The organism is Psychrobacter cibarius (assembly GCF_904845955.1).
In the GTDB taxonomy this organism is placed as follows: Bacteria; Pseudomonadota; Gammaproteobacteria; order Pseudomonadales; family Moraxellaceae; genus Psychrobacter; species Psychrobacter cibarius_B.
Genome location: NZ_CAJGYX010000005.1, coordinates 229,960 through 253,652, shown reverse-complemented (window position 1 = coordinate 253,652; position 23,693 = coordinate 229,960). Strand labels below are relative to the sequence as shown.

The 23,693-nt window shown below is 42.9% G+C and carries 22 protein-coding genes; 9 read left to right on the top strand and 13 right to left on the bottom strand.

The window, feature by feature from the left end:
* Positions 1-148 precede the first annotated feature (148 nt).
* The 3 genes from JMV76_RS11465 to ispZ all read right to left on the bottom strand — a co-directional run bounded on the left by JMV76_RS11465 (position 149) and on the right by ispZ (position 1,605).
* Positions 149-523: a hypothetical protein gene (locus JMV76_RS11465; RefSeq protein ID WP_227676030.1), complete on the bottom strand. Its 375-nt coding sequence runs from the start codon at positions 521-523 to the stop codon at positions 149-151.
* Positions 524-585: 62 nt separating this feature from the next.
* On the bottom strand, positions 586-915 hold the full coding sequence (locus JMV76_RS11460; RefSeq protein ID WP_045444270.1) for a YciI family protein: 330 nt from the start codon (positions 913-915) through the stop codon (positions 586-588).
* A 138-nt stretch (positions 916-1,053) separates the two neighbouring features.
* On the bottom strand, positions 1,054-1,605 hold the full coding sequence (gene ispZ / locus JMV76_RS11455; protein ID WP_045444273.1) for a septation protein IspZ: 552 nt from the start codon (positions 1,603-1,605) through the stop codon (positions 1,054-1,056).
* 222 nt (positions 1,606-1,827) lie between these two features.
* Between ispZ and JMV76_RS11450 the strand changes: the two genes are divergently transcribed.
* Both JMV76_RS11450 and JMV76_RS11445 read left to right on the top strand, forming a co-directional pair.
* Positions 1,828-2,709 (top strand): PHP domain-containing protein, encoded by an 882-nt coding sequence (locus JMV76_RS11450; protein ID WP_201502777.1) that lies wholly within the window; start codon positions 1,828-1,830, stop codon positions 2,707-2,709.
* 362 nt (positions 2,710-3,071) lie between these two features.
* A complete protein-coding gene (locus tag JMV76_RS11445) occupies positions 3,072-4,529 on the top strand; it encodes a GGDEF domain-containing protein (protein WP_201502776.1) in 1,458 nt (485 codons plus the stop codon).
* Positions 4,530-4,561: 32 nt separating this feature from the next.
* Here JMV76_RS11445 and truD read toward each other — a convergent pair whose 3' ends face one another.
* Entirely contained in the window at positions 4,562-5,848 is a 1,287-nt protein-coding gene (gene truD / locus JMV76_RS11440; RefSeq protein WP_227690324.1) for a tRNA pseudouridine(13) synthase TruD, read from the bottom strand.
* Positions 5,849-6,115: 267 nt separating this feature from the next.
* Here truD and JMV76_RS11435 point away from each other — a divergent pair, with 267 nt between their 5' ends.
* Together JMV76_RS11435 and JMV76_RS11430 are read left to right on the top strand one after the other, a co-directional pair.
* Complete coding sequence (locus JMV76_RS11435) at positions 6,116-7,768, top strand: FAD-dependent oxidoreductase (protein ID WP_201502775.1); 1,653 nt, start codon at positions 6,116-6,118, stop codon at positions 7,766-7,768.
* Positions 7,769-7,866: 98 nt separating this feature from the next.
* Positions 7,867-8,490, top strand: a complete 624-nt coding sequence (locus JMV76_RS11430; RefSeq protein WP_201502774.1) for a GNAT family N-acetyltransferase — start codon at positions 7,867-7,869, stop codon at positions 8,488-8,490.
* A 30-nt stretch (positions 8,491-8,520) separates the two neighbouring features.
* Here JMV76_RS11430 and JMV76_RS11425 read toward each other — a convergent pair whose 3' ends face one another.
* Positions 8,521-8,682 carry a hypothetical protein gene (locus JMV76_RS11425; RefSeq protein ID WP_227676031.1) on the bottom strand — a complete coding sequence of 54 codons (162 nt, stop codon included), beginning with the start codon at positions 8,680-8,682 and terminating at the stop codon, positions 8,521-8,523.
* A 247-nt stretch (positions 8,683-8,929) separates the two neighbouring features.
* Here JMV76_RS11425 and JMV76_RS11420 point away from each other — a divergent pair, with 247 nt between their 5' ends.
* Positions 8,930-9,298, top strand: coding sequence for a hypothetical protein (locus JMV76_RS11420; RefSeq protein WP_201502773.1), 369 nt, complete (start codon positions 8,930-8,932; stop codon positions 9,296-9,298).
* An 84-nt stretch (positions 9,299-9,382) separates the two neighbouring features.
* Positions 9,383-9,844 (top strand): DUF2846 domain-containing protein, encoded by a 462-nt coding sequence (locus JMV76_RS11415; protein WP_201502772.1) that lies wholly within the window; start codon positions 9,383-9,385, stop codon positions 9,842-9,844.
* A 79-nt stretch (positions 9,845-9,923) separates the two neighbouring features.
* On the opposite strand, the gene gorA is transcribed toward JMV76_RS11415, so the two are convergent.
* From gorA to JMV76_RS11400, 3 genes are all read right to left on the bottom strand, one after another.
* Positions 9,924-11,279: a glutathione-disulfide reductase gene (gene gorA, locus JMV76_RS11410; protein WP_201502771.1), complete on the bottom strand. Its 1,356-nt coding sequence runs from the start codon at positions 11,277-11,279 to the stop codon at positions 9,924-9,926.
* A 231-nt stretch (positions 11,280-11,510) separates the two neighbouring features.
* Positions 11,511-11,963: a threonine/serine exporter family protein gene (locus JMV76_RS11405; protein WP_055124673.1), complete on the bottom strand. Its 453-nt coding sequence runs from the start codon at positions 11,961-11,963 to the stop codon at positions 11,511-11,513.
* Position 11,964: 1 nt separating this feature from the next.
* The gene (locus JMV76_RS11400; protein ID WP_201502770.1) at positions 11,965-12,753 is read right to left on the bottom strand and encodes a threonine/serine exporter family protein; all 789 of its coding nucleotides are present in this window, start codon (positions 12,751-12,753) and stop codon (positions 11,965-11,967) included.
* Between the two features lie 528 nt (positions 12,754-13,281).
* On the opposite strand from JMV76_RS11400, the gene JMV76_RS11395 reads away from it, so the two are divergent.
* Entirely contained in the window at positions 13,282-14,136 is an 855-nt protein-coding gene (locus JMV76_RS11395; RefSeq protein ID WP_045454217.1) for a M48 family metallopeptidase, read from the top strand.
* A gap of 282 nt (positions 14,137-14,418) precedes the next feature.
* On the opposite strand, the gene JMV76_RS15260 is transcribed toward JMV76_RS11395, so the two are convergent.
* From JMV76_RS15260 to uvrA, 5 genes are all read right to left on the bottom strand, one after another.
* Positions 14,419-14,466, bottom strand: a complete 48-nt coding sequence (locus tag JMV76_RS15260; RefSeq protein WP_372814928.1) for an archaellin/type IV pilin N-terminal domain-containing protein — start codon at positions 14,464-14,466, stop codon at positions 14,419-14,421.
* Positions 14,467-14,487: 21 nt separating this feature from the next.
* Entirely contained in the window at positions 14,488-15,579 is a 1,092-nt protein-coding gene (locus tag JMV76_RS11390) for a hypothetical protein (protein ID WP_201502769.1), read from the bottom strand.
* A 124-nt stretch (positions 15,580-15,703) separates the two neighbouring features.
* Positions 15,704-16,918, bottom strand: coding sequence for an IS256 family transposase (locus tag JMV76_RS11385; RefSeq protein ID WP_201501528.1), 1,215 nt, complete (start codon positions 16,916-16,918; stop codon positions 15,704-15,706).
* Between the two features lie 43 nt (positions 16,919-16,961).
* Positions 16,962-17,678 carry a P-loop NTPase fold protein gene (locus tag JMV76_RS11380; protein ID WP_201502768.1) on the bottom strand — a complete coding sequence of 239 codons (717 nt, stop codon included), beginning with the start codon at positions 17,676-17,678 and terminating at the stop codon, positions 16,962-16,964.
* Between the two features lie 123 nt (positions 17,679-17,801).
* Positions 17,802-20,708 (bottom strand): excinuclease ABC subunit UvrA, encoded by a 2,907-nt coding sequence (gene uvrA, locus JMV76_RS11375; protein ID WP_201502767.1) that lies wholly within the window; start codon positions 20,706-20,708, stop codon positions 17,802-17,804.
* Between the two features lie 708 nt (positions 20,709-21,416).
* Between uvrA and JMV76_RS11370 the strand changes: the two genes are divergently transcribed.
* Both JMV76_RS11370 and JMV76_RS11365 read left to right on the top strand, forming a co-directional pair.
* On the top strand, positions 21,417-22,781 hold the full coding sequence (locus tag JMV76_RS11370) for an MFS transporter (RefSeq protein WP_201502766.1): 1,365 nt from the start codon (positions 21,417-21,419) through the stop codon (positions 22,779-22,781).
* 136 nt (positions 22,782-22,917) lie between these two features.
* On the top strand, positions 22,918-23,517 hold the full coding sequence (locus JMV76_RS11365) for a DUF3833 domain-containing protein (protein WP_201502765.1): 600 nt from the start codon (positions 22,918-22,920) through the stop codon (positions 23,515-23,517).
* Positions 23,518-23,693: the final 176 nt, after the last annotated feature.

Genomic DNA, 23,693 nt, shown 5'->3' with positions numbered 1-23,693 from the left:
TGAGTGAATGCTTAGTGACTGAGTGTTTTTAGAGGATGTCGACGATGTATCAGTATCTTTTGATTCGAACGTGGATTTAGACATAGACAGTCACATAAGATAAATCAATAAAAAGCGCGTGGTACTAGTTACCAGCGTTCACGGCGGATTACCAGCGTTCACGGCGGACAAACACCAACCAAGAAATAAAAATACCGACCAGTAAGCTAATTAACACAGTAAATGCACCGTATAAAAAAAGCTGACCTTTGCTCTCGTAGACCAAAACATTTACTTGAGTTTGCAAGTCATTCAACTCGCGCTGCAACTGTGCATTACGGCTTAATAGCTGCTGATTGGCATCGGATAACGCCTTATCAGATGGTTGTAATTGCGCCGCCAATGTATCGCTGATATTCATCACTGAGTTTTTCGTTGGTTGAGCGGTCGATATTGGTTGAGCTGGCACGGGTGTCGTGAGTGTTGGATCAGCCACATCGATAGCTGTCACCGTCGGCGCAGCCTGTGCTGAAACAGTAGCCATAAAAATCATACTAACAATGCTACGCTGATAAGAGCGACTTTTTAACAAAGATAGGCACTGAATCACGATTTTGCTACTTTAACTGATGCGCTGTCATCCGCTTTTGGCAATGTATGAATAAAGGGTTTGATATCTACGTGACTGTACACGCCATCACGTAAGTAAGGCTCATCGTTTGCCCATGCTTGCGCTGCTTCTGCAGAGTCAAAGTCAGCAATAATTAAGCTGCCTGACATCTCGCCTTTGCCATGCTCGATGGGTGTTGGACCAGCGATAATCAGTCGATTGTCATGATCTAAAGCTTGCAAGCGTTCGACATGTTCAGCGCGGGTAATCTGACGTTGTGCGCTGCTATTGGCCACGTCATGACCAATAATGGCAAATAAGGACATGAGACTTCCTCGATTAATGAAAATTATGATTAATTTAAAGTGTTTTGCTTAATGCGCCCGAGCTAATTGCGATTAATGATTGTCGCTATTGGCATTTAGAAATAGCATTGGCTCTATTATAAAATGATGAATTGAGTATTATTTGACGGTTTTATCCGTGAGCGCAGGGTTGAGGTGCTTTTTTAATACGGCAAACTGGGCGATGACGAATACCAACATAATCGGAATCCAGCCATAAGTTTTAAAGTTAATCCATGCCTCATCTGACATCGTAAACGCTGTGATATAATGCAGTATGCCCATAAAGGCGAAGAATAGTGCCCAAGCGAGAGTGAGTTTTTTCCAACCACTCATCGTCAGCAAAAAAACATCTTTCATCGCCAGTTGCATCAGTGGTTTATTAATCGCAGCACTCACCAGAAGTGTTAGTGCAAAGATACCGTTGATAATGGGTGACTTCCAACGCAGATAGATATCATCACGCAATAATAAAGTACCACCACAAAATAAAATGGTTAATAGTAAGACAACCCATTGCTGTTTATCAAACGTGCCTTTTTGGCGAATAAAATGAATGGCATAAACGATGATGGTGGCGATGAGCAACGCACCTGCCCCCGCTAGGATACCACTGTAGCGAGCAGCAATAAAAAAGGCAATTAAGGGAATAAAGTCTAATAAAGCTTTCATAGCAAAGGGGATGTCCGACAAAAACGTATGGGGTAGTTTACACGTCTACTGCGCCAAAAAAAAGCAATCAACACGATAATCATGCTATATCACGGGCCTGCGTAGCAATATCTGATGATTATGACTCATAATCATGACAACTGCCAAATATAACGGCTTATTGCCAATGTGCTCATTTTTTTGTTTTCTACACTTTTAATTTTTAATGCTAAGGCTTCTCTTATGAAATTCGATTTACATTGTCACAGCACTTGCTCTGATGGTACTTATGCACCAACGGAAGTAGTGCAGCGCGCCCATGCGGCCGGCGTCAATGTATTGGCATTGACCGATCACGATACGCTGGCAGGAATTGATGAGGCGCGTGCGGCTGCCATTGCCTGCGATATGCAGCTGATTAATGGGGTCGAGATAAGCTGTGAGCACACACTTATTGGTGGGTATGGCAAAAATAAATCAACCAATAAAATCATCCATGTGCTGGGGCTAGATTTTACCGATCGCGAAAAAATGCATGCAACGCTGCAACAATTACAGGATAGCCGTGCCACGCGTGGTCAACGAATCACTGAAAAGCTCAGCGCGCTATTAGATATTAACTATGATGAGCTGTGGCAAGCCGTACTTGATAAAGCTGGCGGCAATCCACAAGCGGTCGGGCGCGCGCATATTGGTCAAGTATTGTTTGAGCGCGGTGAAGTCAAGACGGTACAAAAAGCCTTTGATAAGTATTTGGCAGACAATAAGCCTGCTTATGTGGCGATTGATGCACTGAGCATGGCTGACGGCATTGAGCTGATTCAGGCTTGTGGTGGCAAGGCGGTTTTGGCGCATCCCACACGTTATCAGCTTTCAGCAACACGAGTCCGTAAACTGATTGAAGAGTTTGCTGGTCTTGGTGGCGATGCTTGTGAGCTGCCGTCGAATAGCGAACCGGTTAGTACTCGCAGAATGGTCGATCGCAGTATCGCTGCCCACAATCTTGTCGCCTCGATCGGCAGTGACTTTCATGGTAGCAATATGCCGTGGCGTCGTTTGGGTGATGTACCGACAATGAACCCTGAGCAGCAGGGAGTTTGGCAGTCTTTTTCGATGTTTTGTTAGCCAAGAATTCATTGCTGAGTACAGTTTTGAATGTTAACTCAGCTGAAATATCAATTGACAGGTTATCCAAAAATCATGCGTCATATATTGACGCATGAAGGCACTAAATAGATTGATAACTGCGACAGAAATTGCCACACTAGATAAGTGGTATTTATTTTTACAAATGAAATTGTCGGGGTCAATTCCCATTTAGTTTACAAAATGTAGTACCGACACTCGCATTCTTATCTACTTAAGTTTTTGGGAATGGTATAAGGTAAAAAGTCATATCATTTATTATTATTGATTCAGGCTTTTGATTTTTATTTAATGGTTTTAATGTCGACTTAATAACTTTCACTATTTGCGGTAGCCCTACTATGGCTGTATCGATATCTCATCTAGGCTACACCAAGCTATCTCAAGCAATTTTTGAGTGGCAAGCTGCTGATAAAACGTCATTACTGGCTTTATTTATGGTGATGGAGGTGTCTTTACACTGGCTATGGTGTTTATTTGTTTGGTGGCGCCGCGATATTTATGACACCTATGTCGATATAGCCCTGCTGTATCCACTATGGTTCGGCGTGACACTGGTAGCTTTGTTTTTATTATGGATGACCAGTCGTTTTTCACCTGTCAAAAAAGCCAATAGCAATCTGTATAAATGGCAAGGCATACTAATTACGGTCTATAGTGCCTATATTGCAATGGTTATTTTAGTTCTAGGACATAGTAGCTTGGTCGCGGGCGTCTCTTTAGTCGGCGGTGCGATATTGGGGATGATGCTTATACGTCGGCGCTATGTATGGAGAGCATTTTTAGGGCACGCAGCCGTCATTCTAGCAGTCACATTTATTCCTTATCTTGGCGTTACTTTACCCAATCTGCGCCAAATGACGCTCACGGTCATTCCTCTTGATACCTATTATAGTTATATCAATTATAGTGAAATTACGACAATCGAAAACGCCATCTCTGCCTCTATTTTTCAAAATGGCACACTAAATTGGGACAGTGTTGATCAATTGCGCCGATCTTCCGCTTTTTTTTGGCGTTCTACACATATTTATATGGCGCTACCAAAAGCTATTTTTATTATCTATATGTTTCGTACTTTGTTACTAATATTAGATGACAGTAAAAAGGAAATTCTGCAGCATGCCAATCAAGATGAGCTAACTCAACTCAAAAGTCGCCGTTACGGGATGATGCAAATGAAGCAGGTGCTGAAGTCAGTAGAAGACCATCAAGATATCAGCGTTATTTTATTGGATTTGGATTGGTTTAAAGAGGTCAATGACAGTTACGGCCATGAGATTGGGGATCGAGTATTGGTAGAGGTCGCGCAGACGCTCTTGCAGTCTTTAACTGATGAAACAATCGTGAGTCGCTATGGCGGTGAGGAGTTTTTGATTGTATTGCCAGATACGAAGCACGACACAGCTATAATAATTGCTGAACAATTACGGCGTGTTATCGCTAAACACGTCATCATTCTCGATGACGATACAGCCTTTAGTGTGACTGCCAGCTTGGGGCTATATACACTGACTCATGGTGAGCGTAATTGTATAAAACAAGCCTGCGAAACTCTGAATAAAAAGGATGCATCGCAGTCGCTTGCTAAACCGCAGAGAATCCCCTCGTATAGTAGCAAACGCGTGAATCGTAAAATTCCCGCAGTGCAGCTACCTCATGATATTTGCCAGCGCTTAATTTGTATGGCAGATAAGGCTTTGTATGAAGCCAAAGGCCGTGGCCGTGATCAAGTGGTGAGTGCCAACGAGATGTTGGTAGCAAAAAATAATAATATTGAGGCGCTCTATGGCACATAGCTGGCTGCCATAGTCGAAGGGTCAAATACGTTTTAGTATATTAATTGTTTTACTAAGCTTGCCAAGACACTGGTGGCAAAGCTACCTGTCGTTAATGTAAAGCTGAGCACCAAGGTTTGTTTATTATCTTTATCCTGCCATTCCCAAGACAGCGCTTCAATAGGTAGGCGCAGCGCGCGTCGCTGTGCTTTTACATCGCGCTGCTCTAAGCCATTGGCTAAGCGCGCCAGTAGCGGATTTTGCTGAATCACATTTTTCTCAGTACTTGCCGCCATGCCGCTGACTTTATCATTATCCTTGCCCCATAATGCAGCAGTGGGATGGATGTCACCCGTCTCAAGGCGTGAACGCAACGTGTCGTCTATGGCTTCGCTAGTAAATATTGATCCTGAACCCTCTAAGTTAAACACTTCGCCTGCCAGCCCAGTATTCCAGCTGCCATCACGCACTCGTACTGCCAATATCTCATTGAAAATTAAGCTACGTGCGGCAGACAGCTCCATCGTATTCTGCTCACGTGGCGCGTGCTTGCGTTTGCTCTTTTTGGGTTGTGGTCGACTTTGCTGTAGTGGGCGCGCAAACAGCGATAATGCTTCTCTAATATTATTGCCATTACGTCCAAAACGCTGAGGGCCAAAATAATTTGGCACGCCATTTATAGCGATGCTTGATAAGTGCTGTTCGACATCTTGTTTCGCCGATAATAATTGCTCAGGTGCTGGCAATGCTGTGTCAAAATCAGCAAATTGGATATCACGCAAGGTGATGATGAATTGATTGGCGCGATGCGTGCCGCGATTGAGCTTTTTGTTATGCCATTGCTGGTCGATGATCGTGACCGATTCATTGGCTCCGATATCGACTGGTGCAAACTCAGCAGCTGGCAGTTGTTTTTTTGGGATTCGCAAGCTAAACCACTGGGTTGTCAATGCATGGCGATCCTTAAGACCTGAATAACCAACATCACGCAGAGGAATCTCTGCCCACTCTGACAGCAGTTTGGCAAGATAAGCGGTATTCATCCCTAATTTTTTGATATGCAGCCATAAATGCTCACCTTCATCGGTGAATTCGAGCGGCAATAGCTCACTAACGATAAAGTCTGTTGCGTTGGCTTTATAGGTTGCTTGCTGCACAGGTGGTTGAAGAGGCTGCGGTAACTGCGCAGTATCCGTCGCTGCGGTAATATCGATACTTGCCGTATCAAACTGCTCATTATTAAACGACCCATTAGCAGGTAACTCGTTATCAGGTTGAGTACTTTCAAGAGCGGATTGAGGGCTAGCATTAATATCGGTCATGTCATCACGAGAAGTCATAAAGTCGTCTTTTATGTTGAGGATAAGATTTAAAAAGAATAGGTAAGCATAGGCATTAACAGTTAACGATTACGTTTTGCAACGCAGGAAACATACAAAAAAACAGCGTGTGCGAAAGTGTCTTGCTACTATCAATGAATAGCGTTTTAAAAAAGCATTTAAATAAACGTATCGAGAATGGTGTTTTTCGTTGAAACTGGCTGATGCGATAGGGTTATTTTCAGCACGTTTGATTCAGGGAACCATTATAACTGTTAAGGAAGACTTATGACCAATGCAACGATTCACACAGTGACTATTAATAAGGCCGATATTGCCAGTGGCGGTATGAAATCTTACAAGCAAGATGATGATAGTATCATTTTAATCACCCGCGACGACGATGAGTTTCAGGCGTTCGATGGTAAATGCCCGCACGCAGGTGCAGATTTAGGCGCAGGATTACGTTGTGGCAATCGCGTAGTCTGTCCTTGGCATCATGCGACTTTTGATAGCTTCGATGGGACGCTATTAGAGCCAGTCGCGACAGCAGGTTTGACTCAATATGAAGTGACCGATAATGGCGACAGCTTAACGGTGAATACTTCAGCGAAGATAGACAAAAAGATTGCAAATGATAAGCTTATCGAGACGCATACCCTCATCGTGGGCGGCGGCGCAGCAGGTTTTATGACGGCGCATCAGCTGCGTAACACTGGCTATGGCGGCAAAATCACCTTGATTAGTGCTGATGATAAAGCTCCTTATAACCGTCCATTATTGTCCAAAGCATTTTTAGTGGGCAATATGCCTGAAGAGAAGCTTTTACTAGGCGGTGCAGATTGGGCGAGCAAACACGATATTAGTTTGCGCTTGAATCAAACCGTCAGCGAAGTATTGGCCAATGAACGTACGATTGTCATTAAAGATAAAACTGGTCGTAGTGACAGACAAACTGCTGATTTTTTAGTGGTTGCAACAGGCGCTGAGCCAAAGATTCCTCCTTTTAAAGGGGCAGAGCTTGATGGCGTTTATACGCTGCGTAGTATGGATGATGCCAAATTGATAAAAGCGGCCAGTCATGACCAGCGTGTGGTTATTATCGGTACTGGCTTTATCGGTATGGAGGTCGCTTCCGCATTGACGCAGGCAGGCACGACGGCTTCTATTACCGTCATCGGACAAGATCATCGGGTAATGGGAAATATCGTCTCCGAAACCGTCAGTAATGCGCTGATCAAGCTGCATGAAGAAAATGGCATTCAGTTTGTCTTTGATGCCACGGTCAATGAAATCACTGAGGTCAAAAGGGTTGTTAATCCGTCTGAGAATGAAGAAGAAAACCAAACCTTTTCACAAGTGGGCGGTGTCACGCTGGCGAATGGTGAGCAAGTCGATGCAGACATCGTGATTTTAGGGACTGGCGTAGCACCACGTACAGAATTGTTCGAGGGAGTAAACGCGACAGATGGCGTGCAAGTGGATGAGCATTTGCAGCTGCGTGAGGGTGTTTATGCATTGGGCGATATTGCGAAAGCTTCTGGACAAATGGGGCGCATGCGCATTGAACATTGGCGCGTGGCCTTGCAACATGGCTTAGTGACTGCGGCTGCGATATTAAATGATGATAGTGTCAACTCGCTCGCCGCGCGTATCCCTTTCTTTTGGACGATGCAATATGGCAAGAGCCTACGCTATAGTGGTCATGCTGCGACACCCGATAATAATATCTTGTTTGGTTCACCAGATACGTTAGATTATATCGAATACTACTTTGATGATGATGGGGAAGACGCACGTGCTAGTGCGGCTAGCACTTTAGGGCGTGATAAAGAATTGGTTGCCTTTTCTGAACTGCTCCGCCGTGGTCATGCGCCAACGCGTGCACAGCTTAAGGCAGGATTTAATATTATCGACCAAGCACTGGCGTTATCGCCCTAGTACTCAAGATGGATACATATTACTATTAAGGCTGACCTATCGATTTGGGTCAGTTTTTTTAATCTAGGAACACAAACAAGGAAAGGAAAAATTATAATATGAATAAAAAACATCTAGATGAAAATAACTTGGAGAGAGAGTCTGTATTTTTGCGACGAGCGCACGCCGATGATATTAGTGCACTTGAGCAATTATTAAATCGCTGTTATCGCGAGACCGCAGGTTGGACCAATGAGGCTGATTTGATTGGTGGTATTCGAACCACGTCAGCCGAGCTCGCTGCCGTGATTAATGACCCTAATCACTATTACTTTGTCTATCCAAAAACGACAACGGGCGACCGTGATGGAAAGGAAACGGGTGAGATACTCGGTTGTATCGCTGTCGATATCAAAACCGATACTGATTCAAACAACAAAGCCTACATCGGTATGTTTGCGGTAGATCCAGAGTTGCAGGGGTATGGCATTGGCAACGTGATATTGCAAGCAGCTGAAACCTTTGCTACTCGTCATCTACAGTCAGATGGGCAAGCCGCTGATAAAAAAACTGTACGTTTGACCATGTCTATTTTGAGTCATCGTCCTGAGCTGTTGGCTTACTATCAGCGCCGAGGTTATGAGCTAAATGGTAATAAAATGCCATTTCCAAATGATGGTAATAATGGCGAGCCAAAGCGTGAAGATTTAGAATTATTGGAGTTGGAAAAAATAGTTCATTAAAGAATATTGAATGTTTAAAAGCTGATTTTATTAACCCCAAAAATGACCAAAGGTCATAAACAGCCCAACACTTAGCAGGATAAATGCCACGATAATTAAGCGCTTGAACCAGTTAAAAGCGGGCAAGCGCGTGGCATTGTCATCAGACATCAGATAAGCAAACAAAAACAACAAACTTGCTGCCAAGGTCATAATTCCCAGACCAATCAGTAATATAAAAAAGTACACCTGCCACACAGTTATCTCACAACGGTTTTGAATACCACATCATAGCAGTATCGTGAATGCACTGTCAGTATACACCGCACGTTAATTCCTTCATCTCATTGAATTATTAAAGCTATTCATCATAAATCTAAACTTGTATTCTAAAATTAAGTTGGGTATTTAGAAGTAACTCTGTATAGTGAAGTAACATTATAGATACATTGAGATTGAGATGACTAATCTGAAAAAACTGGCAGTCATAGCATTACTAACACCGCTATTTGTCGCATGCTCTAATGCACCTTCTGAAAGCACAGTTGAAGCGTTAATCGAGGCACAATACGAGCAAGCCAATAGTATGATGGACGATGCGATGGCGAACGCAGGCAATGATGAGATGGCAAAGGCGATGAGCGGCATGATGGAGTGTATGATGCCAAAGCTTGAACGCGTCGAGAATATCAACTGTGACACTGTCGAGGGCGACAATACTTATATGTGTACCGCTGATATCACTCAGACAATCGCGGGGGAGAGCCGCACTAACAAGACCAATTTCAAGGTTTATCAAGTGAACGATGAATGGGTATTAGGCAATTAAAGCAGAGCTATGTTTTTTAAAGTTACTCATAACAAAATTATCAGAAATTTCAAGTCACATTTACTTTATTCTTAGAGAAATAAAATGCTAAAAAAAATCGCTTTTCTAACGATTACATCAATACTATTTGCCGGTTGTGCTTCTGTACCCACTGAAAATATCGAAGTATCTAGCGTACTCAAGCAAGTGAAAGCACCTAGTGCCAACAGTGCTGGTCTATATATTTATCGTAGCAATAGTGTGGTTGGTGGGGCTCTAAAGAAAGATGTGTGGGTAGATGATGAATGTATTGGTGAAACTGCACGAGGCACTTTTTTCTATCATGAAGTACTGGGCAATATGCCGCACAAAGTTTCTACCGAATCTGAATTTTCGCCTAACGATTTAATGATTGATACTACAGCGGGTAATAACTACTTTGTAAAGCAATATATTAAGCCAGGTTTAATTGTTGGTGGTGCGGGTGTTAAACTGGTACCTGAAAGTGAAGGCAGGGAAGCAATCGCTGACCTCAAACTCGGCATAAAAGGGACTTGTAGCAAGTAGTGCAAGTCATTATCTATAAAGAAAGGCTACCTCATTAAGGGTAGCCTTTCTACTAATTTAGCCCAGTCTTTCTATCAAACTAACGCATTGTCACAAATTCTTCTGAGCCAGTTGGATGAATGGCAACCGTATTGTCAAAGTCCGCTTTAGTCGCGCCCATTTTGATCGCGACGGCAAAGCCCTGAATCATCTCATCGACACCAAAGCCAAGACCGTGTAGACCAATAACTTTTTCCTCATCGCCTAAGCATACCATCTTCATCATACACTTCTGACGATGCTGGGTCACCGCGCTATACATCGAGGTAAAGGTCGATTTATAACATTTGATATTTTCTTTGCCATAGCGCTCAACCGCGTCGATTTCAGACAAGCCAATCGTACCAATAGCAGGATGGGTAAAGATAACCGTCGGTATCAACGTATAGTCCAAATGCTCATTAGGCTTGTTGTTAAACAAGCGCTCTGAAAGACGACGACCTGCTGCAATCGCCACGGGTGTTAAATCCACACTGTTTTCGATAATATCGCCGACCGCATAGATGTTCTTAACATTGGTATTTTGGAACTTATCGACTTTGATTTTGCCAATTTCGTTCGTTTCCACACCCGTCACTTGCAGGTTGATATTGTCTGTCGATGGCGCACGACCAATCGCCCAAATCAAACAATCTGTCGTGTCTAAGCTGCCATTTTCGGTACACAAAGTCAGACTGCCATCTTCATTTTTATTGACTTCCGTGAGCGTGGTATTGGTATGCAATTGAATACCGTCTTGCTCCATCTCTATGAGCAATGCCTCTACTACACTGTGGTCAAATGAGCGCAGCGGCGAGTGCTGGCGTACATACAAATGCACCTCAGCGCCCAAACTGTTTAACACGCCTGCGATTTCAACAGCGATATATCCAGCTCCCACAATTGCCACGCGTTTTGGCAAATGATCCATTGCAAAAAAGCCATCAGAGTCGATACCGTATTCTGCGCCTTTGATGTCAGGATGAATCGGGTGACCGCCGGTGGCAATCAAAATATGGTCAGCGGTAATCAGTTCGCCATTCACTTCTACAGTATTGATATCGACAAATTTGGCAAAGCCTTTGATCACTTCAACGCCATTTTTGGCCAAATTATTATCATAAGAGCGATGAATGTTTTCGATATATTGTTGACGGCTCTGCACCAGTTTTTGAAAGTCAAAACCTTTAACATCCACATCAAAGCCATAGTCTGGCGCATATTTATGAATCGCCTCGGCAATTTGCGCGCCATACCACATTACCTTTTTGGGAACGCATCCCAAGTTCACACAAGTACCGCCCAGTTGGTTGGCTTCGATAATGGCGCATTTTTTGCCATAGCTCGCCGCACGGTTGATGGAAGCAATGCCACCGCTACCGCCGCCAATGGCGATATAGTCATAATGTTTTGTCATGGTTAAGTCTCTTTATTCAGGACGTATTGATGGGTATTGGTACAATTTTGCCGTCTATTATTTTTTAATTCTGTTGTTTTGAACTCTATTGTAATGGGTATCATTATTAATCTTACAAGGTTTTGCTTATGAGGATGTACCAGCTAGCATCAGAATATAAAAGCATTTAGGCAGAAATAGCCTGACATCTAATAATTCCATTTAAACCTAACTGCACTCATCTAAACTTACTTAAACAATGGCACGTCGTCTATAAAATAACAGTCCGGGAATGGATAAGCCTAGCACCAATCCTGAGGTGACAAATAAAGCTTCGAACAAATACACCATCATTTGGCTAAATAACTCGTCTGAAAAGCCAAAATAACCAATCTGCACCATACTGACCATCGCCTTATACGCGGCGATACCGGGCATCATACAAATGACACTAGGCGAGATAAGTGCTTTGGGTGGTAAGGTATATTTCTTAGAAAAATACACGCCTAAAAAGCTGGCAAGCATTGCCCCAAAAAAGCTAGCAACCACGATATGTACATGTTGATAAACCAGAGCAGTCTTTAATCCGAAGCCAAAAGCAGTCATCAGCAAACAAGGCAAAATATAGCGTTTGGGTACGCTAAACATCAGCGTCCAACCAAGGGTAATAATACATGAAAGCACAACAGTTTCAATGAACCACATCTCAAAACCCCCAGTGCTGTATGCGAAGTAAAACCAACGCCATCACGATACCAACGCACGCGGATAAGGTGAGCATATAAGTAAACACCGCACGCCCAACGCCAATATTGACATAGCCTTTTAAGATATCTGAGAACGAGTTAATTAAAGGAAAGCTGGGCACCAGTAGCAGTACGCTAGAGGCAACTGCAATATCTGCATTATTACCAATATCAAAATAGTAGGTCGTCGCCCCAATTAAAGAGGCGATAAAAGCCGTCACAATAACGGTGATAAAGGGATTGAAATGATGCTTAGATAAATAAATACGAGTCAGCATCGCCACCATACCTGCGATAAATGTCACCGCGGTAATCGACCAGCTGCCACCATTCAGATACGCAAACGCCGCACAAGACGCACCAACAAATATGCCCACCAGCCACGTTGGGTATACGGTCTTATCTAACTCATCAAAGGCAAGGGTCGTGCGGTCAATCAAAGCGGTACTGTCTACGGTGGCTTCGGTTTTATTGATAATTTGCTGGATTTGCACCAATAAATTGACATTGATGCTCTGATTGATCGTGTCTCTGGTGGTGGTGATACAGCGCTCGTCACAGATGGTCGTCAGGGTGATGGCGTTAAAGTTCAGCGAACATTCGACGCTGTTCATCCCCAAAGCAAGCCCCAAGCGTTTAGACAAGTCCACCACCACGGCAGACTCAGCGCCATACTGCATAAGGAGTAAGCCGCAGCGCACGCATAGTCTAGTAATGCGCTGCTGCTTTACGTAGCTGATAGAGGTCATGGGTGAGATACGCAGGTTGGTTGGTATTGATACGCTATTATAAAGGGTCTGGGAGCTGCTGCGCAGACATTATTGGACATTATGTTTGATGCTACGATAAATCATAAAATTTTTTGGCAAAGAGAAAATAGAACGTACGGTAGATGCGCGAGTGATCAATGTGATACGAGCGTTCATGTAGGTGGGATCTATTGCAGGATGCTCTCTGAGCGATAACTCTAATTAAAAGAATAAAGTTATAGGCGTTAAATGGAGGTTGGCTGGGGCTTGTGATATCAAACAAATAATAGATTATAAAATTAATAGACTTTTGTTTTATATAGTGATAATCTCTTTCTCGATAATTTAGACACATTACTTACATGATAATTACATATTGATTGAATTTTAGTTACGTTATCAATTATATGTCGCTCTCAATTAATGTGTTGCAAGACATGAATTTCGATAGTGGAATGTTAAGTCTATCAATTCATTGCCTTTAGCTCAGTTATTTAACTCAATTGCATCTCTCAATCAGGACGTCTAATGACCAGTTTTCATAAAATAAAAAATGCTCTATTGCTGACTACTATCACTACTTTAGCAGGGTGTACTACGGTCGCCGATATGGCAGGGTACGATACGGCTACATTAAATACTGATGCGGCTAAAAGTTACTCTCAAGTGGTCTCTAAAGCCAGTAGTCAAGGCGCGGTAGATAATACTTCTGCTACCGCCATTCGAGTGAAAAACGTCTTTAATCGTATGAAGCCCTACGCCGTTCGCGCTAATACAACAGGCGTCCCTTTTGATTGGCAGATCACTGTTCTACGTTCACCTGAATTAAATGCTTGGGCAATGCCGGGTGGTAAGATGGCTTTTTATACCGGTATTGTAGAAAAGCTACAGTTAACAGATGCAGAGATCGCGGCAATCATGGGACACGAAATGACCCATGCGCTATCTGAGCACAGTAAAAAAGATGCTGGGCAAAAAATTCTGACAGGCTTAGCGCTGCAGTTAGGTGGTGCCGAACTACAGTCAAGAACAGGGTTAAGTGATGATGCGTTGGGTTTGATTAGTGACTACGGACTTGATAAGCCATTTTCTCGTAGTCAGGAGTCACAAGCCGATGCGGGTGGTCTACGCTTGATGGCGCAGGCAGGCTACAATCCAGAAGCTGCCGTTGCAGTATGGCAAAAAATGGAGGCTGCCAATGGTCGTAGCAACACCATAGCTACTTTAATGTCTACCCATCCAAACTCTGGGCAGCGTATCGCTAAAATTCAGGCACTGTTACCTGAGGTTACGCCAGTTTATCAAGCGGCGGCTAAAGCACCTACTAACGCAACTAGTGGGGCAACGACTGGAGTAACTACTAGAACCATTAAACGTAAATAACTCAGTAGATACTCTCAAAAGTAAATGTTATCAAAAAAGGTAAGTCAAAAGACTTACCTTTTTTTGCGAATAAATGTTGAAAATTGGTTGGTTTAAATTTCATCTTACGTCTTGGTGTTGGGTGTCAAGTAGGTTAGCGGCGAGGTACGAGATCTAACAACTAAGTATTGGAGCCAATCCCGCTTTCCGCTCATATCTACTCACTGATACGAGGCGAGGGCTACGGTTTGTACTGTCTCTTGCTCCGCGTAGCCAATCCAAAATCTAGTCCTCGCAACTCGTTTAATTGAGTAGGATAACCGCTACAATCGGGGCTAAACCGCGTCTCATGACAGCTATTCAGTATTACGATTATATATTCTCTAAGTTATCCGTAAGTTCTAAAAGATGTTCGATAGCTGCTTTAGTATTCGGTTTCTCTACGAGTCTCTTTTGAAGCAATTCTAGAGTCCATCGCTTAACTTCATTTAACTTGCTTTGCATAATAACTGATTGATGGATAAAAGGAGGCGGCTTTTGAGCATTTACCAGCTCTTGATAATGCCAAATCGCTGTATCAAGTCTATCTTCGTTGTTAAATTTGGCAGTCTCAACTTTATTAGAAATCTTAACTTTAAAAGCAGGGTGTTTTAGTAATTCTTGAATATATCTAATTCTATCTATTCCATCATCAAGTGGTTGCCAAACAACAGAACTGAAATTTTCTTTACTAATATTTTGTATAGCTTCAAAAAAATCCTCACTATCATTTCCATGTTTGCAAAATCGCATAAAAATTTCGAATAGAGTACTGGTATCAGTATTTAGAGCCAGTCCCTTTTTTTGATCATCAATGGTTTGCAAAAGAAAGTTATAAAAAATATCAGGAGTTACTGGAGTTCTAAGATAATAATCCCCTACAAACCACTCTTCTGGTCCTTTCTTAACTCTCTCTTCTATATATTGTTTCACTAGCGCTTCAAATTGGTTGGCTAAATCAGGAGAAGCATTTTTTTCGAGTATATTATAATAGAAGCTCAAACTAGGGAATGCTTCTCTGTCTATTCTATCTTTAATATTGTCAAACAGTCTCTGATTGAAGCTTTGATCTGAGTTTAAATTACGATATTCAGCCATCAAACCTTGCTTTTCTCTATCGCTTTCTAATTGAGTTTCTGTGAGTCTATCTGATCGACTTAATTCTTCGATAACATCACTTTCTGCATCTAAGTTGATGAGTAAGTCTGTTATTATTTTACTCCAGCCTGACAGTTCAAAGTAGCTATAAAACTGAGAAATAACATCATCCATTATCTTAAATTTTCTTGCTACTTCAACTTTCTCTTCATCATCTAATTTGAATGCAAGATCAAAGTCATAACCGCGAAGCTCATCGACTCTAGGTGAGCTGAATGACTTCACAAAGAAATCAAAATCGATAGTATTGTCAAAAGTAGAAGGCATATCATGAGCCGTACGTATAATTAAAAGAGCTTCCAAAATTTGTTGTTTACTAGTGAGAGACAGGTCGTCGTCTGAATTATCTAGTATAGCTTTGAGACCATCCCAGATTCTGTGTAACTGCCATTTAGATTAAATGCCTGCTGATACGATCATCAAACATAATCATAAAACGATTCAGAGCAGACGTCCAGTTACGGATTGGCATCGACCACTTTTTGGATGCCTGCTGGGTGGCTAAGTACACCACTTTGAATGCTGCCTGATCAGAGGGGAACACCTTACGCTTATTCACCGCTGTCCGAATCACGCTGTTTAAAGACTCAATAGCATTGGTGGTATAAATGGCTTTTCTGATGTCTTTAGGGTAATTAAAGAACACCGTTAAGCCCTCCCAGTTATTGCGCCAAGACTTGACCACGTGCGGGTACTCTGTGCCCCAAGTCTCATCAAAGTGTTCAAGATTGGCCTCGGCTATCTCAAGCGTATCAGCTCCGTAGATGGCTTTTAAATCAGCCGCTACTTTCTTCTTATCCGTCCATGGCACAAACTTCATTGAATAGCGCAGCATATGCACGATACACAGCTGAACCTGAGCGTTTGGATAAACGGTGTTGATAGCATCAGGGAAGCCCTTTAAACCATCGACACAGGCAATGAGGATATCTTGTACCCCGCGGTTTTGTAGTTCAGTGAGAACGCCTAGCCAGAACTTAGCGCCTTCATTCTCTGAGAGCCACATACCAAGCAGCTCTTTTCTGCCGTCGAGTCCCACGCCTAAGGCCAGATAGATCGCCTTGTTGATGATCTGCTTGTCTTGACGTATCTTCACGACGATGCAGTCCAAATAGACGATAGGATAAACACTGCTCAGCGGCCGGTTCTGCCAAGCGGTGATGTCCTCTAATATGTTATCGGTGACTCTTGAGACAAGAGAGCTTGAGATGTCGACATCGTAGAGCTCTTTAATGCTCTCTACGATCTCGGTGGTGGTTTGACCCTTGGCGTAAAGGAATATGATCTTGTCATCAAGGCCACTAATACGGGTTTGATGCTTGCGCACGAGTGTAGGTTCAAAGTCACCATGACGGTCTCTTGGGGTGGAGATCTCAAGATCGCCTGTGTCACTGCGGACGGTCTTTTTAGTGTGACCGTTACGCTTATTAGGTTTATCCGCCTTTTCATGCTTGGGATAGCCGAGATGGTCTTCCATCTCAGCCTCTAAGGCAGTATCGATAAAGGATTGCATGAGCTGCTTTTGGAAGTCTTTGATGTCATCAAAGCTTTTCATGCTACCAGCCATTTGCTCGGCCAGTTTTTTAATGTCAGATTGAGTAGTCATTGCTTATTCTCCGGTTAGTGGATTATAAGCAGTTACACAGTTTTTAGGAAAGGCTCATAGCTTTCAAAGTTCTTTCAACTCGCTGGTAAAACCTTATATTTTTGATGTTCATAGTTTGATAAAAATTTTCGTATATAGGAAAAAGCTCATTATTTATGATTATCTCTTTGATGATAGATAGTGAGTTATCTAAAGTTAACACTTCATCAAACACTTTTTCCTTATATTCTCTAAAGTCTTTGTCTGCTTTACCTTCATGTAATATTACTACTACTTTACAGTTTTTTTCTAAGCTCAAGTGATTAACTAACCCCATCATATCTTTGATATCTATATTTTTAGATAGCCTTTCAATATCGTCGATACAAATCAAAGTGTCTCCAATAAGACTGGTAATGGCACTGCTAATTAAACCTTTACCAAGAGATAGAGTGACGCCTGTACCTTCAAGTTTTGGTAAGTCTATAGCATCCAAGCCTTTCTTGAATATACCTTTTAGTCCAGTAAGGTAGTCCTTCTTTTGTGTAGTATCATGAGTACTAAGTGCAATTTCGAACTTCAGAGCATCTATTGAATCAATGCCGAATAGTGAAACATAAGAATATTTACTGACTCCTAAATCTGTATGGTTTTCCTTGTAGAAGTCATTCCAAAAACGAGTCTTACCAATACCCCATTCACCAGTCAAAGCAACAGCAAAAGAGTCTTTATTATTGATAAGCTCTAAAAGCTTCTTTTCTAGATTTGCTACATTTGCCATCACTTATTACCTTACAGATGTTCTTAAAATATTGTCTATATTAGCATTGAATACAAAACCTAACCTAACAAAAAAGGCCACCCCCTAAAGAGTAGCCTTTCATTAATTATTACCTAAATTCGATTAACTCACTTCTTTCATCGCTTGCTTAAGCATTGGCTTCAAGAACTCACCCGTATATGAGCCTTTAACTTCTGCCACTTCCTCTGGTGTACCTTCCGCGATAATGAGTCCGCCACCTTTACCGCCTTCAGGGCCAAGATCAATCACCCAATCCGCTGTTTTGATAACATCCAAGTTATGCTCGATGACGACGATAGTATTACCTTTGTCGCGTAGGGTATGCAAGATATGCAGCAGCTTATCGATATCATGGAAATGCAAACCAGTGGTCGGCTCATCCAAGATATACAGCGTCTGCCCAGTATCACGTTTGGCAAGCTCACGCGCCAGTTTGACACGTTGCGCTTCACCGCCTGATAGCGTTGGCGCAGACTGACCAAGACGGATATAGCTGAGTCCAACATCCATCAATGCTTGCAGGCGGCGATAAATCGCTGGAATGGCTGAGAAGAACTCAGTGGCATCTTCTACAGTCATATCGAGTACGTCAGCGATACTTTTTCCTTTATAGTGAATCTCTAAAGTCTCGCGGTTATAGCGCTTGCCTTCACAGGTATCACACGGCACATACATATCCGGTAAGAAATGCATTTCGACCTTGATGAGACCATCACCTTGACACATCTCACAGCGTCCGCCTTTTACGTTGAAACTAAAGCGGCCCGGCTTATAACCACGAGCACGCGCTTCTTGAGTTTGGGCAAACATCTCACGCACAGGGGTAAACACACCCGTATAAGTCGCTGGGTTTGAGCGCGGCGTACGCCCAATTGGGCTTTGATCGATGTCAACCATTTTGTCCAGATGCTCAAGACCGCTGATGCTGTCATGCTTATCGGCGATGAGCGTTGAGGCATTATTCAATTGCGTTGCGGCTAATGGCATCAAAGTACGGTTGATGAGGGTAGATTTACCAGAACCCGAAACCCCAGTGATACAAGTCATGATACCGATTGGCAAGGTCAAATCAACATCGTGTAAGTTATTGCCGGATGCGCCTTTGAGCTCAATAGTCATCGGTACTTGTTTCGGCTTGGCTTTACCTTTGACTTCCATATCTATAGTTTTAGCTTTATGCCGAATGGCTGGAATCTCGATTCTCTTCTTACCAGACATATATTGTCCAGTCAGTGATTCTTTATTCGCCATGATGTCATCGACCGTACCCTGAGCGATAATATGACCACCGTGTACGCCTGCACCGATACCGATATCAATCACATGATCTGCTTGGCGAATGGCGTCTTCATCATGCTCAACGACCAGTACGGTATTACCCAAATCACGTAAGCGCGTTAGAGTTTTTAGCAGACGATCATTGTCGCGCTGATGTAGACCAATCGATGGCTCATCAAGCACATACATCACGCCCATTAGTCCTGCGCCAATTTGGCTGGCAAGACGGATACGCTGCGCTTCACCGCCCGATAGCGTTTCAGCAGAGCGCGCAAGTGATAGATAATCAAGTCCAACGCTGACGAGAAAGTTTAGACGTTCATTAATCTCTTTAAAGATTTTCTCTGCGACTTCGCCTTTATGACCGCCAATTTTTAGCGTTTTATAATAGTCAGCAGCATCACCGATAGAGAGCTTGACGATTTGGGCGATGGTTTGGTCATCAACGCGGACATTGCGTGAAATCTCATTGAGGCGCGCACCATCACAGACGTTACAAGTAGTATCCGCCAAATATTTTGCCAGCTCATCACGCACAAGATTGCTTTGGGTTTTAGCATAACGGCGTTCTAAATAAGGCAGCACACCTTCAAATGGTACAGTCTTATTGGTCTTGCGACCGCGCTCATCAGTAAAGTTAAAGGTCAGCTTCTCTTTACCTGAGCCCTGCATGATGATATCTTGCTGCGCTTTTGGTAACTCTTGCCACGGTGCGTCCATATCGATTTTAAAATGATTACAAACGGTAGAGAGCAAACCGAAGTAATACGCATGACGCTTATCCCAACCATTAATCGCGCCTTGATTGAGCGATTTTTCATGATGGGTAATCAGCTTTTCGGTAGAGAAATACTGACGTTTACCGAGACCATCACAGCTTGGGCAGGCACCGTAGGGATTGTTAAAACTAAACATACGCGGTTCAAGCTCAGACACGGCGCGATCACAAACAGGGCAAGAGTGCTTAGCAGACATAACTTGATTTTCGTCACCGCCTTCTTTTGGATTACCATCCATAAAGTGCAGCGTCACCAGACCTTGTCCTAGACGTAGCGCCGTCTCTAGACTTTCAGCGACGCGGTTACCTAAATCATCACGGACTTTAAAGCGGTCAACGACGACTTCGATGGTATGCTTTTTCTTTTTATCGAGCGTTGGTAGCTCATCAGTATCGTAGACATCGCCATCGACGCGCACACGTACAAAACCTTGACCAATTAATTGCTCAAGCAACACAGTATGCTCGCCTTTACGCTCACGAATAACCGGCGCAAGTATCATGATCTTGGTATCATCGGGCAGCGCCATGACTTGATCGACCATTTCAGTCACCGACTGCGCGACCATTGGCTCGCCATGCTCAGGGCAAAAGGGCGTACCGATACGCGCATAGAGCAGGCGCAAATAGTCATAAATCTCAGTAATCGTCCCGACCGTTGAGCGCGGGTTATGGTTGGTCGATTTTTGCTCGATAGCAATTGCTGGCGACAAACCTTCGATACTATCGACGTCTGGCTTCTCCATCTGTGAGAGGAATTGACGCGCATACGCCGATAAGCTCTCGACATAACGGCGTTGCCCTTCAGCATACAAAGTATCGAATGCCAATGATGATTTACCAGAGCCTGATAAACCTGTAATTACCACGAACTTGTCGCGTGGAATGTCTAAATCGATATTTTTTAGATTATGAGTGCGTGCGCCGCGAACCTTAATATACTCGTGTGCCATCGGTGTTAGGTTTCCTATTTGCTAAAAGGGGATTGAAAATATCTCAAATTAAAAGGTAAATATAGATCAATAGAATGATTGGTTAAAAACGTGGATATTCTGTAAATTTATAATGTTGTTATAAATAGTTTTATTATCAAAGATTTTGTTATAAATAATATTTTTATACAGTGTTCATACGTTGATGAAGTGAGAGCTATAGATGCCTAATTTACTGTTTTAATTTTTATAATTGCTGAGCAGTATGCTGCTTGGCGGTCATTTTGCTGTTTTCTTATTCTACAGCCTTTGAGGTGATTGGTTTTCGTATGACTAAGCAAATCTAAATTAAATCAATGTTAAGTAGTAGTCACCTTTTGTCATGGTTTTGACCAAAATGTCATTTTATAGAGGAGTTTGTCATCTAAGCGATCGCTCTAGCTGACGAGCAATAATATTTATGACGCCTTACTTTATTGTCATGGCGACCGCATTATTCAAGGTGTGATTGCGCATCCGATGCAGTTGGTAACAAAATAATCGCGTAATATGAATGGCTTGGGTTGAGACGGTATAGGAGACTGCACCAATAAGACAAAAGTCTCGGCAAGCAAACGGCGAATGTCTTATACTAGTGGGCTTAATTTGTAGCTAAAGTCTTGATAGCATCACAATAGTATAAGCAGCGCAGTAGTGATAAATCAGCAATGACGAACCAGTGAGGCAAGTATGAATAGCGTAGAGAAACGGGCAATCCTCGGGGTCGGTGGTATATTTGCTTTGCGGATGATTGGTCTGTTTATGATTGTGCCTGTGTTTTCTGTATATGGTGACAATTATACGCACGCGACGCCATTTTTGATTGGTTTGGCGGTCGGTATTTATGGTCTAGGGCAGGCGATATTTCAGATTCCCTTGAGTTTGGCTGCGGATAAATTCCCGCGTAAGCCGATTATCTTTTTAGGACTGATCTTATTTGCTCTCGGCGGTATCATTGCCGCCAATGCGACTGATATTTACGAGGTTATCATTGGTCGGGCGCTGGCAGGTAGTGGCGCGGTATCTGCGGTATTGATGGCATTATTGGCTGATGTGACGCGCGAGGAGATGCGTACCAAAGCAATGGCGACCATGGGTTTGACCATTGCTACCTCAATTATGTTGGCGTTTGCTTTTGGTCCTTTATTGGTCGGCTCGCTTGGTATCTCAGGGTTATTTTGGTTAACCGCTGGTTTCGCTGTTTTGGCGATGTTGTTGTTACTATTTGTACCAACGCCGCTACGGGTGCTTAAGCATAATCTTGATAATAAATCGATCGGGCAGCAGTTAGCGACAGTGCTAAAGATTGGCGATTTAAACCGTTTGCATATTGGTATTTTTGCCCTGCATTTAACGATGACCGCCATCTTTGTTATCTTGCCGCATCAGCTTAATGAGGTATTGGGCTTATCGGTACGTCAGCAGGGTTTGGTTTATTTGCCGTTATTATTTATTGGTTTTGCCGTTGCCATTCCTTTTATTATCATCGCTGAAAAGAAACGCAAAATGCGCCAAGTATTCTTAGGCGCGATTGCGCTGATGACCGCTGCTTTAGCGATATTGGCCATTGGCAGTCAGGTTGGCGTTGGTATTATACTAGGTCTGTTGTTGTACTTTATGGGCTTTAACTTGCTTGAGGCAACGATTCCTTCATGGATATCTAAGCGCGCCCCAGTTGCCAATAAAGCCACAGCGATGGGGCTTAACTCATCTAGCCAGTTCTTTGGTGCGTTCGTTGGTGGTGCGATGGGTGGTTTGTTATTAAGTCAGCCGAATTTGCTGGCGTGGGGTATTTTAGCCGTCATTATGGGCGTGGCGCTACTCATTATCATTCCGATTGCTCAGCCACCTTATCTATCGAGTACTACTGTGACCATTCCTAAAGACATCAATATTCAGGACTGGTCACGGCAAATGCTTGCGGTAGATGGCGTGGATGAGTTGGTCGTGATGGCAAAAGAACAAGTGGCTTATTTAAAGTTGGACAAAACACAATTGACAGATGACTCGCGGATGCAGCTATCGAGTTTGGCACAGAGTCCACTAGATATTTAACAAAGGGTATAGACAACGTACTTAGGCGAGTAGAGATAAGGTTGAATAGGCAAAAACTGAGTAGACAACGACTAGATAGACAGCCATTATTAATAAGTGAACGCTAAATCTTTATCTCTATTTAAAAGGAATTAATATGAGTAAGTTTAAAGTGCTGTCGCACGGTGTTGCGCTTCGAGCAGTGGCTAAATTTTCGATAGGTCTTGGTCTATCAGCCACGTTACTACTCTCAGGTTGCGCCACACAAAATATCCAAGCCTATCAGAACAGCACGCTCACGCTCGATATGCATGAGTTCTTCTCAGGTCAAATCGATGGTTGGGGCATGTTTCAAGGTCGCAATGGCGAGGTCAAAAAACGCTTTTACGTCGATATTGATGCCACGCACGAAGGCGATAATGTCATCGTTTTAGATGAGAAGTTCGCATGGGCAGATGGGTCAAAATCACAGCGTATATGGCGATTGATCAAACAAGCTGATGGTAGCTGGAAAGGCACAGCAGGCGATGTCATTGGCGAGGCAACAGGGGAAGTGGTTGGCAATACCTTGCATTGGAATTACTTGTTAGAGCTACCCTTTGAAGATAAAACCTACAAAGTGAATTTTGATGACTGGATGTATTTGGTTGATAAAGACGTCATGCTCAATCGCTCAGTCATGAAAAAATTTGGCGTAGAGCTGGGTAGCGTCACCTTGAGTATGCATCGCAATAACGAGAGCAATGATTCTAAATAAGTTTATAAAGGGCAGAGTGAGTTGATGAGTCAGTAACTGGTAATAGTATTAATTCGCTTAATAAAATGGCAAAATAGCAATATCATGGTTTTTTAAACCCAAAAATTATAATATATATCTAAACGACATAGATTGTCGTCTTTAATAGATAGCTTGTAGATATTCCAATAAAAATT